The organism is Nonomuraea sp. NEAU-A123 (assembly GCF_018603905.1).
Taxonomy (GTDB): Bacteria; Actinomycetota; Actinomycetes; order Streptosporangiales; family Streptosporangiaceae; genus Nonomuraea.
The window spans coordinates 163,797-179,448 of the sequence record NZ_JAHFZZ010000009.1; the positions used below are offsets into that span (position 1 = coordinate 163,797).

At 68.6% G+C, this 15,652-nt stretch carries 20 protein-coding genes; 14 read left to right on the forward strand and 6 right to left on the reverse strand.

The annotated features are described in order from the left end of the window. Positions 1–155: 155 nt before the first annotated feature. The gene (locus KLK06_RS28490; protein WP_214638711.1) at positions 156–1,034 is read left to right on the forward strand and encodes an RNA polymerase sigma-70 factor; all 879 of its coding nucleotides are present in this window, start codon (positions 156–158) and stop codon (positions 1,032–1,034) included. A gap of 13 nt (positions 1,035–1,047) precedes the next feature. Here KLK06_RS28490 and KLK06_RS28495 read toward each other — a convergent pair whose 3' ends face one another. Beyond that, on the reverse strand, positions 1,048–1,491 hold the full coding sequence (locus KLK06_RS28495; RefSeq protein WP_308168486.1) for a MarR family winged helix-turn-helix transcriptional regulator: 444 nt from the start codon (positions 1,489–1,491) through the stop codon (positions 1,048–1,050). A gap of 2 nt (positions 1,492–1,493) precedes the next feature. On the opposite strand from KLK06_RS28495, the gene KLK06_RS28500 reads away from it, so the two are divergent. The 4 genes from KLK06_RS28500 to KLK06_RS28515 all read left to right on the forward strand — a co-directional run bounded on the left by KLK06_RS28500 (position 1,494) and on the right by KLK06_RS28515 (position 4,347). Beyond that, positions 1,494–1,883 (forward strand): NAD(P)H-dependent oxidoreductase, encoded by a 390-nt coding sequence (locus tag KLK06_RS28500; RefSeq protein WP_308168487.1) that lies wholly within the window; start codon positions 1,494–1,496, stop codon positions 1,881–1,883. A 41-nt stretch (positions 1,884–1,924) separates the two neighbouring features. Next, positions 1,925–2,713 (forward strand): SDR family NAD(P)-dependent oxidoreductase, encoded by a 789-nt coding sequence (locus KLK06_RS28505; RefSeq protein ID WP_214638713.1) that lies wholly within the window; start codon positions 1,925–1,927, stop codon positions 2,711–2,713. A gap of 100 nt (positions 2,714–2,813) precedes the next feature. Then, positions 2,814–3,884 (forward strand): phosphate ABC transporter substrate-binding protein PstS, encoded by a 1,071-nt coding sequence (gene pstS / locus KLK06_RS28510; protein ID WP_214638714.1) that lies wholly within the window; start codon positions 2,814–2,816, stop codon positions 3,882–3,884. Between the two features lie 73 nt (positions 3,885–3,957). Beyond that, positions 3,958–4,347 carry a hypothetical protein gene (locus KLK06_RS28515; RefSeq protein WP_214638715.1) on the forward strand — a complete coding sequence of 130 codons (390 nt, stop codon included), beginning with the start codon at positions 3,958–3,960 and terminating at the stop codon, positions 4,345–4,347. On the opposite strand, the gene KLK06_RS28520 is transcribed toward KLK06_RS28515, so the two are convergent. Continuing rightward, entirely contained in the window at positions 4,310–4,642 is a 333-nt protein-coding gene (locus KLK06_RS28520) for a DUF4235 domain-containing protein (protein ID WP_214638716.1), read from the reverse strand. The two genes, KLK06_RS28515 and KLK06_RS28520, sit on opposite strands and share 38 nt — an antisense overlap. 203 nt (positions 4,643–4,845) lie before the next feature. On the opposite strand from KLK06_RS28520, the gene KLK06_RS28525 reads away from it, so the two are divergent. Next, positions 4,846–6,417, forward strand: a complete 1,572-nt coding sequence (locus KLK06_RS28525) for a membrane dipeptidase (RefSeq protein WP_250906159.1) — start codon at positions 4,846–4,848, stop codon at positions 6,415–6,417. 23 nt (positions 6,418–6,440) lie between these two features. Here KLK06_RS28525 and KLK06_RS28530 read toward each other — a convergent pair whose 3' ends face one another. Together KLK06_RS28530 and KLK06_RS28535 are read right to left on the reverse strand one after the other, a co-directional pair. Beyond that, a complete protein-coding gene (locus tag KLK06_RS28530; protein WP_214638717.1) occupies positions 6,441–7,007 on the reverse strand; it encodes a dihydrofolate reductase family protein in 567 nt (188 codons plus the stop codon). Positions 7,008–7,089: 82 nt separating this feature from the next. Then, a complete protein-coding gene (locus KLK06_RS28535; RefSeq protein WP_214638718.1) occupies positions 7,090–7,548 on the reverse strand; it encodes a hypothetical protein in 459 nt (152 codons plus the stop codon). 220 nt (positions 7,549–7,768) lie between these two features. On the opposite strand from KLK06_RS28535, the gene KLK06_RS28540 reads away from it, so the two are divergent. The 4 genes from KLK06_RS28540 to KLK06_RS28555 are packed head-to-tail and all read left to right on the forward strand — an operon-like array spanning position 7,769 to position 9,274. Continuing rightward, complete coding sequence (locus KLK06_RS28540) at positions 7,769–8,083, forward strand: hypothetical protein (protein WP_214638719.1); 315 nt, start codon at positions 7,769–7,771, stop codon at positions 8,081–8,083. Then, positions 8,076–8,288, forward strand: coding sequence for a hypothetical protein (locus tag KLK06_RS28545; protein WP_214638720.1), 213 nt, complete (start codon positions 8,076–8,078; stop codon positions 8,286–8,288). The genes KLK06_RS28540 and KLK06_RS28545 overlap by 8 nt, the downstream gene beginning before the upstream one ends. A 12-nt stretch (positions 8,289–8,300) precedes the next feature. Continuing rightward, positions 8,301–8,489, forward strand: a complete 189-nt coding sequence (locus tag KLK06_RS28550) for an ACT domain-containing protein (RefSeq protein WP_214638721.1) — start codon at positions 8,301–8,303, stop codon at positions 8,487–8,489. A 41-nt stretch (positions 8,490–8,530) separates the two neighbouring features. Beyond that, positions 8,531–9,274: a FadR/GntR family transcriptional regulator gene (locus KLK06_RS28555; RefSeq protein WP_214638722.1), complete on the forward strand. Its 744-nt coding sequence runs from the start codon at positions 8,531–8,533 to the stop codon at positions 9,272–9,274. 130 nt (positions 9,275–9,404) lie between these two features. Here the strand turns inward: KLK06_RS28555 and KLK06_RS28560 are convergent, their stop codons facing one another. Beyond that, complete coding sequence (locus KLK06_RS28560; RefSeq protein ID WP_214638723.1) at positions 9,405–10,583, reverse strand: acyltransferase; 1,179 nt, start codon at positions 10,581–10,583, stop codon at positions 9,405–9,407. A 69-nt stretch (positions 10,584–10,652) separates the two neighbouring features. Here KLK06_RS28560 and KLK06_RS28565 point away from each other — a divergent pair, with 69 nt between their 5' ends. The 3 genes from KLK06_RS28565 (at position 10,653) to KLK06_RS28575 (ending at position 13,879) form a co-directional block, all read left to right on the forward strand. Next, complete coding sequence (locus KLK06_RS28565; protein ID WP_214638724.1) at positions 10,653–11,966, forward strand: hemolysin family protein; 1,314 nt, start codon at positions 10,653–10,655, stop codon at positions 11,964–11,966. Next, positions 11,963–12,976: a hemolysin family protein gene (locus KLK06_RS28570; protein ID WP_214638725.1), complete on the forward strand. Its 1,014-nt coding sequence runs from the start codon at positions 11,963–11,965 to the stop codon at positions 12,974–12,976. Before KLK06_RS28565 ends, KLK06_RS28570 begins: the two co-directional genes overlap by 4 nt. Positions 12,977–13,057: 81 nt before the next feature. Continuing rightward, positions 13,058–13,879 carry an SAM-dependent methyltransferase gene (locus KLK06_RS28575; protein ID WP_214638726.1) on the forward strand — a complete coding sequence of 274 codons (822 nt, stop codon included), beginning with the start codon at positions 13,058–13,060 and terminating at the stop codon, positions 13,877–13,879. 2 nt (positions 13,880–13,881) lie between these two features. Here the strand turns inward: KLK06_RS28575 and KLK06_RS28580 are convergent, their stop codons facing one another. Further along, positions 13,882–14,787 carry a helix-turn-helix transcriptional regulator gene (locus KLK06_RS28580; RefSeq protein ID WP_214638727.1) on the reverse strand — a complete coding sequence of 302 codons (906 nt, stop codon included), beginning with the start codon at positions 14,785–14,787 and terminating at the stop codon, positions 13,882–13,884. Between the two features lie 178 nt (positions 14,788–14,965). Between KLK06_RS28580 and KLK06_RS28585 the strand changes: the two genes are divergently transcribed. Then, positions 14,966–15,616, forward strand: a complete 651-nt coding sequence (locus KLK06_RS28585; RefSeq protein ID WP_214638728.1) for an NAD-dependent epimerase/dehydratase family protein — start codon at positions 14,966–14,968, stop codon at positions 15,614–15,616. Positions 15,617–15,652 lie beyond the last annotated feature (36 nt).

Here is a 15,652-nt window from a genome sequence, read left to right on the forward strand (position 1 = left end):
ATCCGGGCCTTCCCTTCTCAATGTCAACTCGTTGGCGCGGCATCCTGACGAGCAACAGATCCCGGCGACCCGCTCCTTGTGACAGCGAGACCTATGTGACATGCCTCACCCTTCGTGGGTGTCACAAAGCGGTGGGGACCGGGATCGTACAGATCATGGACTCGGCCACCGAGGCGTTCGTCGCCCACCGCAGCCTGCTGTTCACCGTCGCCTACGAGATGCTCGGCTCGGCCGCCGACGCCGAGGACGTCCTGCAGGAGACCTGGATGCGGTGGGCGGGCGTCGACTTCGGCACGGTGCTGGACCAGCGCGCGTACCTGATCCGGATCACCACCCGGCAGGCGCTCAAACGGCTGCGTACGCTGGGCCGGCGCAAGGAGTCCTATGTCGGTCCCTGGCTGCCCGAGCCGCTGCTGACCGCGCCCGATGTGGCCGAGGACGTCGAGCTGGCCGACAGTGTCTCGATGGCGATGCTGCTGGTGCTGGAGACGCTTCAGCCGACCGAGCGGGCGGTGTTCGTGCTGCGTGAGGTGTTCGATCTGGTCTACGACGAGATCGCCGAGGCCGTTGGCAAGAGCCCGGCCGCGGTCCGGCAGATCGCGCACCGGGCACGGGCGCACGTCGCCGCCCGCCGCCCACGCGGCATCGCCTCCCCGGCTGAGACCCGAGATGCGCTCAGGGCCTTCCAACGCGCGGTCGAAACCGGCGATCTACAGGATCTGCTCGACATCCTCGCGCCGGACGTCGTCGCCCTGAGCGACGGCGGCGGAATCAGACATGCCCTGCCGCGGCCCATCGTGGGGATCGGCCAGGTGGCTCGCTTGCTGGCCATCGGCTGGTGGAACCGCGACGCCGAAAGATCGGTCGAGCCGGTACAGATCAATGGCGGCCCGGGGCTGCTCGTCCGGATCGACGGGGAGATCGACGGCGTACTGGCGGTGCGGGTCGAGAACGGCTACGTCACCGGCGTCTACCACGTGCGCAATCCCGAGAAGCTGTCACGGGTGGAGCAAGAGACCACCGTGAGCCGCTGAGTCCGAGGCGTGGTCATGCTTGGTCGGGTGCGCAGGCGGTTTCGTGTGGCCGGCCGTCCTCGACCCTCGCGATCGGTTCACCGACGAGATCTTGCAACGCGCCCTTCAGAGCGGTCCGGAGCGAAGGGGCGAGGTCGGCCAGGAGCCGGTCCTCGATGGCCTCGATGTCGCCGCGGGCGGATTTGAGGGCGCGGCTGCCTTCGGGGGTGACCTCGATGATGCGCGCTCTGCGATCGGCGGGGTCCGGCCGACGACGCACCAGGCCGGCGCTTTCCAGCTCGTCGAGGATGAGGACCAGCTTGCTCTTGTCGACCGATACGGCCTGGGCGAGGACGAGCTGGGTGCGGGCGGGGACTTCAACGATCGCCATCAACACCGTGTAGCCCCACAGCGTCATGCCGTGCTCGCGCACGGCCGCCGTCTCGGCGGTGGCCAGGCCTTGCTTCAGCCCGCCCACTGGTGGAGCAGCTACTCGCGGCCGACGTCCTGCTCCTGGGTGTACCGATGTACAACTTCTCGGTGCCCGCCGCACTGAAGGCATGGATCGACCGCGTGACCCTGCCCTGGCTGCCGCTCAAGGGAAAGTCGGCCGTGGTGCTCAGCGCGCGCGGCGGGGGCTACGGGCCGGGAACACCCCGCGAGCAGTTCGACTTCCAGGAGCCCTACCTGCGCGCCTACTTCTCCGTGCTCGGACTGGACGACGTGGAGTTCGTCCACGCCGAGCTCACGCATGCCACGGTCATGCCCTTCCTCGCGCAGTTCCGCGAGCAGCATGAGGCCTCCCACGCAGCGGCGCTCGAAGCGGTGCACACCCTGGCGACCCGGGTGCGCGCCGAGACACCGTCCTGACCGCGACCCCCACCCGATCAGCGAAGACAAGAGGACACACCATGAACACAGATCTCAACGGCCGCGTGGTTCTGATCACCGGCGCGTCGACCGGGATCGGCGCCGCGACCGCCCGCGCCTACGGGCGCGAAGGCGCCCGGGTGGCGATCACGTATCGGAACCACCCGGACAGCGCGGAGAAGGTGGCCGCGGATGTCGAGGCCTCCGGCGGCCAGGCGTACGTCGTCCGGCTCGACCTTGAGGACCTGCCGACCATCGACCACGCCGTCGCGAGCATCGTCGAGCGCTGGGGCGGGATCGACGTCCTCGTCGCCAATGCCGTGCGCTGGGGCGGCGACGGCCCGCCCGACCCCAGCCTGCGGTTCGAGGACGTGCCACTGCGGGAGTGGGACGCGATGATCAGCGCCAACCTGATCGGGACGGCGGCCTCGGTCCGCGCCGTCCTGCCGAGTATGCGCGCCCGGGGCTGGGGCCGCGTCGTGCTGATCTCCTCGAGCGTCGCGGAGGAGGGCCTGCCCGGGCCCGGCCCCTACGGGACCGCCAAGTCAGGCCTGTACGGGCTCGCGCGCAGCCTGGCCTGGAACGGCGGCCGGGACGGAATCCTGGTCAACGTCGTGGCGCCGGGCTTCACCCTTACCGACAGCCGCCCCGACATTCCGGCGTTCGTCACCGATGCCCTCGCCGCCGCCACCCCCACACACCGGCTCTCCCACTCCGACGACGTGGCCAACCTCATCGTCTTCCTGGGCTCGGGAGCCAACGGCAACCTCACCGGCGAGGTGATCCGGGACGGCTCCGCCGCCGCACGCGCACCGCATATCGGCGGATAACAGGTACATTGCCCAGCTTGGCGGTTCAATGACCGTTTGTCGGCGGAAGTTTGACGGATAGTCAATGCTACGGTCACGTCCGCTTCATATCCTCGATGAGATGGAGAAGCTGACAGGGATCGCAGGGTTGGTCGTGCTCGTCGCCCTCGCCTTGGCCGCTTCCGCCGCCGGCCTGGGCGGCACCGCGATATTGGCCCGCGACGAAGTGCCCGAAAGCCCGCCGATCACCGCGTCCATCTCTGGCTCGGGCTCGACCGCGCAGAAAGGCGCGATGGACGCCTGGCGTGCCGAGTTCCACCGGATCCACCCCGACCTGCGGGTGGACTACCAGGCCAACGGGTCAGGAGCCGGCATCCGCGACTTCATCGCGGGCACCACAGCGTTCGCCGGATCGGACGTCGCGATGCAACCCTGGGAACAGACGCTGGCCGACAGGCGCTGCGGCAGCCGCGCGGTGCACCTGCCCATGGTGGTCGGCCCCATCGCACTGGCCTACAACCTGCCGTCCACGCCAGATCTGAAGCTCTCGCCCATCACCCTGACCGGCATCTTCAGCGGGCGGATCACCACCTGGGACGCCTCAGAGATCGCCGCCGACAACCGTGGCAGGCGCCTGCCGCACGCCGGCATCCGGCTCTTCCACCGCTCCGACGAGTCGGGCACGACCCACAACTTCACCACCTATCTCAAGGCGGCGGGCCGCTGGCCGTACCAGCCGTCCAGAGACTGGACCGGCTCCGGGCAAGGTGTTGCGGGCTCCTCCGGAATCGCCGACGCCGTCCAGCGCACCACCGGTTCCATCGGGTATGTGGAGTACGGGTTCGCCAGCAATGCCCGCCTGCGCACCGCCAAGGTGCGCAACGCCTCCGGCCAGTTCGTCGCGCTCTCGCCCCAGAGTGCCACCGAAGCCCTGGAAGGCGCCCGGGTCGTCGGCAAGGATGACGATCTCGTGGTGAAGTTCGACTACCTGACGGAAAGCGAGGGCGCCTACCCCATCATCCTGATCACCTACGAGATCGCCTGCTCCAAGACCTCCGACCCGCTGGTGCGCTCCTTCCTGCGCTACACCGCGGGCGACGGCGGCCAGTCCTACCTCTCCCTGTACGGCTACGCCCCGCTCCCGCGCGATCTCCTCGCCAAGGTACGTGCCCGGCTCGACGTCCCGAGCTGAACGAAAGCGGCGATAGCCGGGCGAACAGTCAGAGATACTCATCACCGACTACGACCGCGAAGGGGCACCGACCATGCAGACGATCGACCCCGAAACGATCATCGCCTCCCATATCGAGCCGGGTGAGTCCGTACGGACGGCATTCAACGCATACGTCAACGCTGGATTGGGACGACGCGTCATAGGCGCGACCGACCGCAGACTGATCGTGGTCCGCAGCGGGTATTTCTCCTTGTCCGACAAGGGATTGTTATGGGCGGACCCGATCGACCAGGTCGCCCTGCACGGCTCCTACTCCGTGTGGCTCAAGTCCGGCCTCAACACCGGCAACGCCTACGTCCGCATCCGGCGCGCGAACGGCAGCACGGTCACCTTCAATCCACGCAACAGCTTCATCGGCCAGGCCGGCTCGGCCGAGGCCAACATCAAGACGTTGTTCGCCCTGATCTCCGGGCGCGTCTGAGCGAGCTGGTTCGCGGTGGCTTCCCGCGGCGCCGGTCGTCGCCCGGCCAGCGGCCGGTCGCCTTGCGGACGCCGCGTGCGCCGGCGCGTTGAACGGCCGCCTTCACCAGGCCGAAGACGGCGCCCTGCAGCATGGCGGACAGCAGCACCTGCCGCCAGGTGAAGTCCGGGTCGTCGACGTCAGGGGCCTTGTCCTCCCGCGCGATGATCTTCCACGCCTGTTTGAACAGCATGCCGGCGATCATCCCGCCCAGCACGCCGGCCAGCAGTGACAGTGGTTTGTAGAGCAGGGTCATCGCACCTCATCCCGTTTCTGCCTACCGGTGGCCGTGTCGGCCCGATGGATGCACCCCTGCCCCTCAAAGCTCACAGCATGTGCAGGTCGCGCTCCATGCGACGGAAATGACGACATTGATGAGATGCACTCACGTTTGGGCCTTGTTCGCGGGGCGTAGGCGACGGATGCTGACGGCAGGCCCCCCAGCCGTGTGAGGTGTCCATGATGCGCCGCCGATCCATCGCCGTCGTCCTCCTCCTGCTGACCGCCTCCCTGATCTCTCCGGGGGGCAGATCGTCTGCGGCATCCGATGTACGCGGGTTCGTCGACGCGCACAGTCACCTGTTCTCCTACGAGGCGTTCGGCGGCATGCTGCTGTGCGGCAAGCCGTTCGACCCCGGCGGCATCGCCCAGGCTCTGAAGGACTGCCCTGATCATTACCCCCACGGCGAGCTGGCCTGGTTCGAGAACTTCACCCGGACCGGCTCCCCCACCGGCACTCACGACCCGGTGGGCTGGCCCACGTTCCGCGACTGGCCGGCGCACGACTCGCTGACCCACCAGCAGGCGTACTACACGTGGGTGGAGCGGGCCTGGCGCGGCGGGCTCCGGATCATGGTCAACGACCTGGTGGCCAACCGCCAGCTGTGCGCGATCTACCCGCTGAGGAAGAACTCCTGCGACGAGATGGCCACGCTCAGGCTGGAGGCGCAGCGGGCCACTGAGCTGCAGGACTACATCGACGCCCAGTACGGCGGGCCCGGACAGGGCTGGTTCAGGATCGTGCGCGACCCGGCCGAGGCCAGACGGACGGTCGAGGCGGGCAAGCTCGCCGTCGTCCTGGGTGTCGAGACCTCCGAGCCGTTCGGCTGCCGCCAGATCCTCGGCATCCCGCAGTGCACCCGGGCGCAGATCGACCGCGGACTGGACGAGATGTACGCGCTCGGCGTACGGAGCATGTTCGTCTGCCACAAGTACGACAACGCCCTGTGCGGTGTGCGCTTCGACTCCGGCACCCAGGGCGCCATCGTCAACCTGGGCAACCTGCTCAGCACCGGCTCCTTCTGGCAAGCGCGTACCTGCACCGGGCCCGAGCACGACAATCCCATCGATCCCGGCGGGGTTCTGCCCGACCAGCTCGTCGGGCTGCTGCCTCCGGGGGTCTCGCTGCCGGTCTATCCCCCCGCGCCGCACTGCAACACCAAAGGGCTGACCGCCCTGGGCGAGTACATGGTCCAGGGAATGATCCGCCGGGGCATGCTGGTGGAGATCGACCACATGAGCGCGAAGGCCGCCGGCCGTACGCTCACCCTCCTCGAAGCGGCCGGCTACCCGGGCGTGATCTCCTCCCATAGCTGGGCAGACCCGACTTACTTCGACCGGATCTACGCCCTTGGGGGGATGATCACCCAGTACGGGCACGACGCGCAGGACTTCGTCGCGGAGTGGCGCCGCACCCAGCCGCTCCGGCAGGCGCACCAGATCCCCGGGTACGGCTACGGCCTGGACGTCAACGGCCTGGGCGAGCTGCCCGGACCCCGTGCCGGCAACTCCGCGAACCCGGTGACGTACCCCTTCACGTCCTTCGACGGGAGCGTGGCCCTGGACCGGTTACGCACCGGCGACCGGGTCTGGGACGTCAACACGGACGGCGTCGCCAACTACGGCCTGGTGCCCGACTGGATCGAGGACATGCGGGTCATCGCCGGCCCGGACATCGTCCGGGACATGGCCGCGGGCGCCGAGTCCTACCTGCGTACGTGGGCTGCCGCCACAGCCCGGCGCGCCCCATAGCCGCCGGGTTCCCGACCGCCCCGCTAGCCATGGGCGCGGTCGTACCGCGTCACCACCACTCGGGAGTCACAGGTGCGCGACGCAACGAGCCGCAGCTTGATCCGGTCCTCGCGGGGCACGAACAGCGGCTTGCCGCCGCCCAGCACGACCGGGTGCGCCGCGACGTGGTACTCGTCGATCAGGCCGTGGTCGGTGAGGGCGGCGGCCAGGCGGGAGCCGCCGGTCAGCAGCAGGTCCTTGCCGGGCTGCCGCTTGAGCTCGGAGACCTCGGCGGCGAGGTTCTCGCCGATGATCCTGGCGGCCCAGCCGTCCTCCTTCAGCGTGGTCGAGAAGACGATCTTCGGAGTGTTGCGCCAGACGGGCGCGAACTTCAGGACGTGCGGGTGGTCCGAGAGCGACTCGGCGGCCGGCCAGAAGCTCGCCATCCCCTCCCACACGCCGCGCCCGTACAGGAAGGTGTCGACCCTGTCGATCAGCGCCTCGGAGTACGCCGACAGTTCGTCACCCATCTCCGGCCAGTCGAACTCGCCCTGCGGCCCGTCGATGTGCCCGTCGATCGAGGTGTGCACCCAGTAGATGATCTTGCGCATGCCCGGCTCCTCGGCTTCAGCGTCCTTCGCTTTCGTGGAAGGGTCGGAGCCGCGCATCCGTTCTTGACATCCGGCCGGAGACTCAGGGCGTCTTGTATTCCGCGGCCTTGCCGCAGTAGCTGACCCCGATCGGCGAGCCGCTGAACCGGCACACCTGGACGACCACGCGATCGATGGCGGCGACTCCCGCCGGATCCGACAGCGTGAAGGAGAGCGGGACCTGGGCGTCGTCCGCCTTGTAGGTCTCCGAGTCGACGAGGGTGGTGCCGTTGTAGGCGTTGAAGACGGCAGTGGAGTACATGCCGTCCCGAGTGCAGGGCGAGAGGTTGGCGTCGTCGGACAGGTACCCGTCGACCTTGACGGTCGGCCGGATCACGGGCCCCGTCAGCCAGTCGAGCGTCCCCTGGGTGATCCCGCGGAAGCATGAGTCGCCGGAGTCGGCGTAGAACGTCACCGCCGCCTGGGCCGTCGCCGCGGGCTGGACCGCCAGCAGACCGGCGGTGACCACGGCGCCCAGCGTCAGGAGAACAGATAAACGCATGAAATTTGACCTTCCTTGTTGATGGTGGATCCGGCCTTCATCGTGAACGACAGACCCGCGATGCGCCACCCGCTCAGCCGGAGATCATCTCGACGGCCTCTTGACAGGTGGCCTGGCCAGTGGAAGTCTGCGTCCAAGAAATTGGTCAGGCCACCTGGCAACTGCTCCGGTCTGGGGGACCTTCGTCGGCCGCTATGACCGGGTCATCGGCGTCAACAACATGTCCAAGTCGTACGGCCTGTCGGGCCTGCGCGTTCGGCTGGGCGGCCGGTCCGCCCGAGGTCGGGTCACGGCGCACCGGCCGGTGGCCACTCCCCTGGCCTTCGTCCGCTTCGCCACCGCGCTTGACTCCGTCGAGGTCGGGCATCGGCTACGTATCGACGCCTCCACGCTGATCTGCCCGGGGGTGTATTTCGGGTGCGAAGGTTATCTCCGGATGAACGTCGGATTCGGCCGCGACTACGTGGCCCAGGCACTTGACGCCATGACGCCGGTGGTGCGCGCCATGGCCGAACAGGATCCCGCCCATGACTGAGACCCCGCCGGCCCCGCCGCGCGTGACCTTGCGCGTGCTTCCCGAGACGTACGCGGTGTGCCGCATGGACCCCGCGGCCGAGCACACCGTCCCGGTCGCGGGAACGGGCTCGCTCTACTGCCTCACCAGGACGGCCGACGAGCTGTCCCTCGTCTGCCCCGAGGCTCTCGCCCCACGGGCGGAGGCCAGGGTCGAGCCCGGCTGAACCTGCCTGGTGGTGGCGGGTCCGCTGGACTTCTCCCTGACGGGCATCCTCGCGTCGATCGCCGGGCCGCTCGCCGCAGCCAATATTCCGATCTTCGTGGTCTCGACCTATGACACGGACTACGTTCTGGTCAGGTCCGAACGGGCGGACGCCGCGTTCGCGACCCTCGCCGCGGCGGGTCACACCGTCACCCCGGTATAGCCGACCTGCCGGGCCTACCTTCCCTTCACGATGGATGTGAGATGAACTCCGAACCCCCTGACGATCTGTTCGCCCCGGTCGTGGTACGCAGTGCGGCCGCGCAGGTCGCGGACCGGATCGTCACGGCCATCCGGGACCAGCCGATCGAGCGGTATGAGCGCCTGCCCTCGGAACGCGACCTCGCCCAGCGGCTGGGGGTCAGCCGCCCCACGCTCCGCGAGGCGCTCGCCGCCCTCGAACTCGCCGGCATCATCCAGTCCTATCAGGGGCGGGGCAACGTCGTCGTGGCCACCGCGTCGCACGTGGAGAACTGGGGCATCGAGGTGCTGCCGACCCAGGTCTTCGAAGCCCGGCTCGCCGTGGAACCCCAGCTCGCCGAGCTCGCCGCGGCCAAGCGCTACCCCGAGGACATCGAACAGCTCAAGGCCATGGGCCGAGCCCTCGAAGAGGAGTTCCGCACGACCGGCCACTACCAGAGCGACCTGCCGGTGCACCGGGCCATCGCCCGCGCCGCTCGCAACCCGATCCTGGAGCGGGCCTTGGAGGAAGCACTGCGCTACACCGAATCGCCACGCTGGGTGGCGCTGCGCTCCCAGGCGCTGATCCCCGACCACACCCGCAAGGGCCACATGGACGAGGCGCGGATGGTGATCCAGTACATCGAGGACGGCGACGCCGAGCAGGCGGGCGAGATCTGGCGGCAGCATCTGAGGTTCTTCCGCGACGAGATGCTCGCCGGCCTCAAAGCACGCCCCTTGCCCGTGGATGACGCGTCCGGCTCCTGAGGGCATCCGGCGGCTCGCCAGCGTGTCCATGGACATCACTTACGGCGTTCAATTACATACGCAGAGCAATCGACGCCCGAACCTCGGGTGCGACCGCCGGACTGACTCACAGCGCCTGCCGGAGCGCCGATCATCGTGCGCGAGCCAGCCGGCGGCCGAGGCGCTGCATGGGCTGCTCCAGGAATCGGTAGGTCAGCCAGCTACCCGGCAGGACCACGCTCATGACGAACAGGCCGATGCCGATCTGCATCGGCCAGGGCGACCAGCGCATCTCGCCCACCACCTGGATGACGAGGGTGAGGATCGGCAGATGCATCAGATAAAGGGAGTAGCTGATCACTCCGAGCCAGGTGAGGACGTACGGAACGCGCCGCCTTCGCCAGGCCATGCCACCCGCGAACGTCACGGCCGCCAGGACGACGGTCAGCGCCCACACCTGAGGCCGCACCCACCACCACCCGGCGTTGATCGCCCAGAAAGGGGACAGCGTCACCAGCGACGCGGCGAGCGCCACCGGCCACAGACCGCCCTGTCCACGCTCCCACCGATGGATCGCCGTGCCGATGAACATCACCGCGAGCATCGCGGCGCCGAACCACGGCACGCGGCTGCTCAGCAGCAGCAGAGCCAGCGCCATCACCCCCAGCGCGCAGCCCGCGGCCGTCCGCATGCGGCCGGAGATCACACATACCAGCCCGACGGCGAACACCGCGAACGACGCCCAGGCCAGCCACCCGCCGGTCAGCGGCGTCCTGGACAGCACGAGGCCGGCGATGACGGCGACCAGCCCGAACCCGACCGCGAGCAGCCCGCGACCGCCCCGCGCCCCGGTCACGAACAGGGCGGCGACCAGCAGGTAGAAGACCATCTCGTACGACAGCGTCCACATGGTGTTCACCACGGCACCGGAGCCGACCACGTCCATCAGCATGGTCGCGTGCGCGGCCACCGAGGAGGGATCCCGGGGCACCTCGGCTCGCACCGGTATCCACCACGACATGGCCAGGACCAGGCCGACGACCGCGAGGTAGAGCGGATACAGGCGGAACAGGCGGCCGATCCAGAAGGCCCGCACGTCACCGTGCCGCTCCAGCGAGATCGGGATGACGTACCCGCTGACCAGGAAGAACACCAGCACGCCGTACATGCCGAGGTTGAAGGAGATGGGCCGTAACCAGGGCATGGCCCAGGTCAGCAGGTGCTCACCCACGACCGCGAGCGCGCCGATGCCGCGCAGTGCGTCCAGCCAGGCGAGTCTGGGCAGCGCCGGTTGAACGACTTGGGGGGCCTCTAGATGAGAAGTCGCCATATGCTCCAACGTATCGAAACGGTGAGTCCGCCAAACACACTTGTCCTCCTCTGGTGCTAGCTTTCGCCCATGGTCCTGGATGTGGTGTTCCTGCTCGGGGCGCTGGCCTTGATCCTGGCCAACGGGGTCTTCGTCGCGGCGGAGTTCTCCCTGGTGACCGTCGAACGCGTACGGGTCCACCAGTTGGCGCAGGCCGGGGACCGGGGCGCGCAGGGGATCGAGGCAGCGGTGCGGCGGCTGTCGTTTCACCTGTCCGGGGCGCAGCTCGGCATCACCGTCACGTCCCTGCTGCTCGGCGTCGTGGCCGAGCCGGCCATCGCCGACCTGCTCGAACCGCTGCTGGACGACGTTCCCGCCGGTCGTGGCGCCGCCGTCGTCCTGGCGATCGTCATCTCCACGGTGGCGCAGATGGTCCTGGGCGAGCTGGTGCCCAAGAACGCCGCCCTGTCGAGGCCGATGGCCGTGGCCAGGCTGGCGACGCCGCCGCAGCGGGTGTTCTCCGCGGCGTTCGGACCGCTGATCAAGGCGTGCAACGCGGTGGCCAACGGCATCGTCCGCCGTCTGGGCGCCGAGCCGCAGGAGGAGCTCGCCTCGGCCCGCTCCCCCGAGGAGCTGGGCCTGCTGGTGCGGCTTTCGGCCGAGGCCGGGGTGCTGCGGCCGAGCACGGCCGCCATGCTCCAGCGGGCGCTGCGCTTCGGTGGCAAGAACGCGGCCGAGGCGATGACCCCGCGTACGGACTGCGTGACCATAGCCGGATCCAGCAGCGTCGCCGAGTTCCTCAAGCTGGCCCGCCGCACCCGGCACCTGCGCATCCCGGTGTGCGGCGAGGAGCTGGACGACATCCTCGGCGTGGCCAGCGTCCCGCGCGCGTGCGCCGTGCCGGTGGAGGAGCGGGACCGGACGCCGGTGACCGCGATCACCAGGCCGGCGGTCACGGTGCCCGAGTCGGTGAACCTGGAGGTGGTTCAGGAACGGCTCAGCCCGCCGGGTGTCGAGATGGCCGTGGTGATCGACGAGTACGGCGGCTTCGCGGGCATCGTCACCGTGGAAGACCTGGTGGAGGAGCTGATCGGCGACATCGCCGACGAGTACGACCTGCCCGAGGAGGAGTCGGCGGAGCCCACGGCCGCGCTGCTCGCGCCGGGCGACTCGATCAGCGCGCCGGCCGTGCTGCGGGCGGACGAGGTCGAGGAACGCACCGGGTTCCGCATGCCGGAGGGGCCTTACGAGACGCTCGCGGGCCTGGTGATGGCCCGGCTCGGCCGCATCCCCGATCCGGGGGACGAAGTCGAGGTGGACGGATGGACGCTCCGGGTGGAGTCCATGCGTAACCGGCGCATCGAGCAGATCACCCTCACCGCGCCGAGTCAGGAACCCTCATGACCATCACCGACGGCTTGGTCCTCGTGCTGCTCCTGGCCGTCAACGGGTTCTTCGTGGCCGCCGAGTTCGCCCTCATCTCCGCGCGCCGTACCCAGCTTGAGCCGCAGGCGCAGGCGGGCTCGCGCCGGGCGCAGGCGGTGCTCGCCGCCATGAACACGATGCCCACGATGCTGGCGGCGGCCCAGCTGGGCGTGACGCTGGCCTCGCTGATGCTCGGCGCCTTCGGCGAACCGGTCGTGGCACGTGCCGTGGCGCCGCTCTTCGCGGCCGTGGGCCTGCCCGAGAACATGGTGCACCCGGTCGCCTTCGCCCTGGCGCTGCTCCTGGTGGTCTCCGCGCACGTGATCATCGGTGAGATGGTGCCGAAGAACCTCGCGCTGTCCGGCCCGAACACGGCGGCGCTGTGGCTGGTGCCCGCCCTGTTCGTCCTCGCCCGAGCGATACGCCCGCTGCTCACCCTGGTCAAGGCCATGTCGGATGTGGTGCTCCGGTTGCTGCGCATCCCGCCGACCGACGAGATCCACACCGTTTACACCTCGGAGGAACTCCCGGTGCTGATCGAGGAGTCTCGCCAGCACAAACTGCTCCGCCAGGACGAGCACGACCGGATGATCGCCACGCTCGCGTTGCACGCTCGCCCGGTCGGCACGGTCATGGTGCCGATCGAGGAGGTGGTGAGCGTCCCCGCGACGATCGACAGCCTCGGGCTGCAGGAGTACGCCGGCCGCTACGGCCACTCCCGCTTCCCGGTGCACGGCGACGACCCCGCCGAGCTGCGCGGCTACCTGCATGTCCTGGACGCGCTCAACGGGCACGGCACGCGTCAGCCGCTGCCGATCCGCGCCCTGCCGCTGATCGACGAGACGGGGACGCTCGCGGACGTCCTGGCGACCATGCGTAAGCGACGGGCCCAGCTCGCCGCCGTGACGGGTGCCGGCGGGCAGGTGCTCGGCGTGGTCACTCTGGACGACATACTCAGCGGTATCGTCCGCCAACCTCCGAATTTGTGATGTTTTGTAGGTGACAGCGGGATATAACGCCGGAAGACTGGGCTTGGACACCATATAGGCGACAAAAGAGGAGAAGGTTTCGTGCCCGACGAAGGATCGCCGGCCGACCCGGCGCTGCCCTCCAAAATCGACGCCACCAAGCCGCATCAGGCCCGGGTGTGGAATTACTGGCTGGGCGGAAAGGACAACTACCCGGTAGACCGCGAGCACGCTGAACAACTCCGGCAGATCTACCCGGGCATGGAGGACATCGCCCGCCACGCACGTGCTTTCCTGGGACGCGCTGTCCGATATCTAGCCGAAGAGGCAGGTATCCGGCAATTCCTGGACATCGGCACCGGACTGCCGACCGTCGACAACACCCATGAGGTCGCCCAGCGCGTCGACCCGGCCTCCCGCGTCGTCTACGTCGACAACGATCCCCTGGTGCTGGTGCACGCGCAGGCACTGCTGACCAGCGACCCCCGGGGCGCCTGCGATTACATCGAGGCCGACGTGCGCGACCCCGACACGATCCTCGACTACGCGGCCAAGACGCTGGACTTCACCCGGCCCACCGCACTCATGCTCCTCGGCGTCATGGGCACGATCTTCGACGACGACCACGCGCACGCCCTGACGCGGCGGCTGCTGGACGCATTGCCGTCAGGCAGCTACCTGGTGTTCGAGGACGGCACGAACACCATCAAACCCCAGGCGGCCGCGGAAGCCGGACGGCTCCACGACGAAGAGCAGTCGTACTCCTACAACCTGCGCACCCCCGAGGGGATCGCCCGCTTCTTCGACGGCCTCGAACTGGTGGATCCGGGCGTCGTCTCGGTCTCCCGCTGGCGGGTGGAAGCCTCCGTGTTCGGCGTCCCCGACGAGGTGGACGCCTTCTGCGGCGTGGCCCGCAAGCCGTAGACCTACCGCTCGCCGATGATCTGGTCGAGGATCGCCCGGGTCGCGGCCGACGACTGCGCGTGGATGCCCAGCTCGTCCATCAGATGGTGGTACGGATGCACGTCGGATTGCCTGGTGAGGTACTGCGCGCTGGCGATCTGTTCGAGGTAGACCACGTCGTCGAGTTCGGCCTGGGCGAAACGCAGGATGGTGATGGGGCCGACCCCGCCGATGTGACCGCAGTAGCTGAACGGCAGCACCTGGATGGTGATGAGGGGCCGGTCGGCCATCTTCTTGAGGTGCTCGAGCTGCGCGCGCATCGTGGCGGCGTTGCCGACCTGACGGCGCAGCGCCGCCTCATCCAGCACCACCCAGAGTTTGGGCGCCGCAGACGCCAGGAGGAGCCGCTGGCGGCGCATCCGGAGCGCGACCCGGCGCTCGATCTCCTCCTCCGGGCTGTCCGGATTGCCGCAGGTGATCACCGCGCGGGCGTAGTCCTCCGTCTGGAGCAGGCCGGGGATGTACTGGACCTCGTACGTACGGATCATCGCCGCGTCCTGCTCCAGCCCGAGGTAGTCCTCGAACCAGTCGGGCACCACGTCGCGATAGTCGTGCCACCAGCCGGGAGCATTGGCCTGCCTGGTCAGCGAGAGCACGACCGCGCGTTCGGCCGCCTCGGCCACCCCGTACAGGGTGAGCAGATCCTCCACATCGCGCAGCTTGAAACTGGTCCGCCCGCATTCCAGGCGGCTGATTTTGGAATGCGAACTACGGATCGCGTATCCCGCGGCTTCACGGGTGATCCCCTGTGACTCACGCAGTCGGCGTAGTTGCCTGCCCACCAATATCCGCAGCGCTGTCGGCCCGGACTGACGAGACTCCAAACCGGATATTTCGGTCAGGTCGTCAATATCCCGAGCATTCGGCATATACGCTCCTAGATCGACAAACTGTGGCGGTCTGACGCGTCAGACAATCCTGCCACGCTAGCCAGCTTCGCCGCCATGAGGCGGGTTAATAGCGGGAATACCAGGTCGCGGCGCCAGATAGACGGTACGACCCTCGATGAGCGCCCTGACTGCGCATGGGCGATAGCATGCGGGCCGTATGAAAGTCATCATCTTCGGCGCCACCGGCATGGTCGGGCAGGGCGTGCTACGGGAATGCCTCGTCGACGACCGGGTGGAGGGCGTTCTCACGGTCGGCCGCACCCCCACCGGCCGCACCCACGACAAACTGCGCGAGATCACGCACGGCGACCTGCTCGACCTCACCCCGATCGAGGCCGACCTGTCCGGCTACGACGCGTGCTTCTTCTGCCTCGGCGTCTCCTCGGCGGGCATGAGCGAGCAGGACTACCGGCGCGTCACGTACGACTACACGCTGGCGGCCGGCGAGACCCTCGCGCGGCTCAGCCCCGGCTCGACGTTCGTCTACGTGTCCGGGGTGGGCACCGACGAGCACGGCCGGGCGATGTGGGCCCGGGTCAAGGGCCAGACCGAGAACGCGCTGCTGGCACTGCCGCTCGAGGCGTACATGTTCCGGCCCGGCTACATCCAGCCCATGCACGGCGTCACGTCGCGGACGACCTGGTATCGGCTGGCGTACGTGGTGACGGCGCCGCTCTATCCGGTGCTGCGGCGACTGTTCCCCACGGCGGTGACCACGACCGAGCAGATCGGCAGAGCCATGATCACCGTGGCCGAGCGCGGGGCGCCCCAACGGGTGCTCGGGCCGCTGGAGATCAACGCTCTCTGAACGTACGGAATAACCTCGGACCGCCTGCTGCTTGGG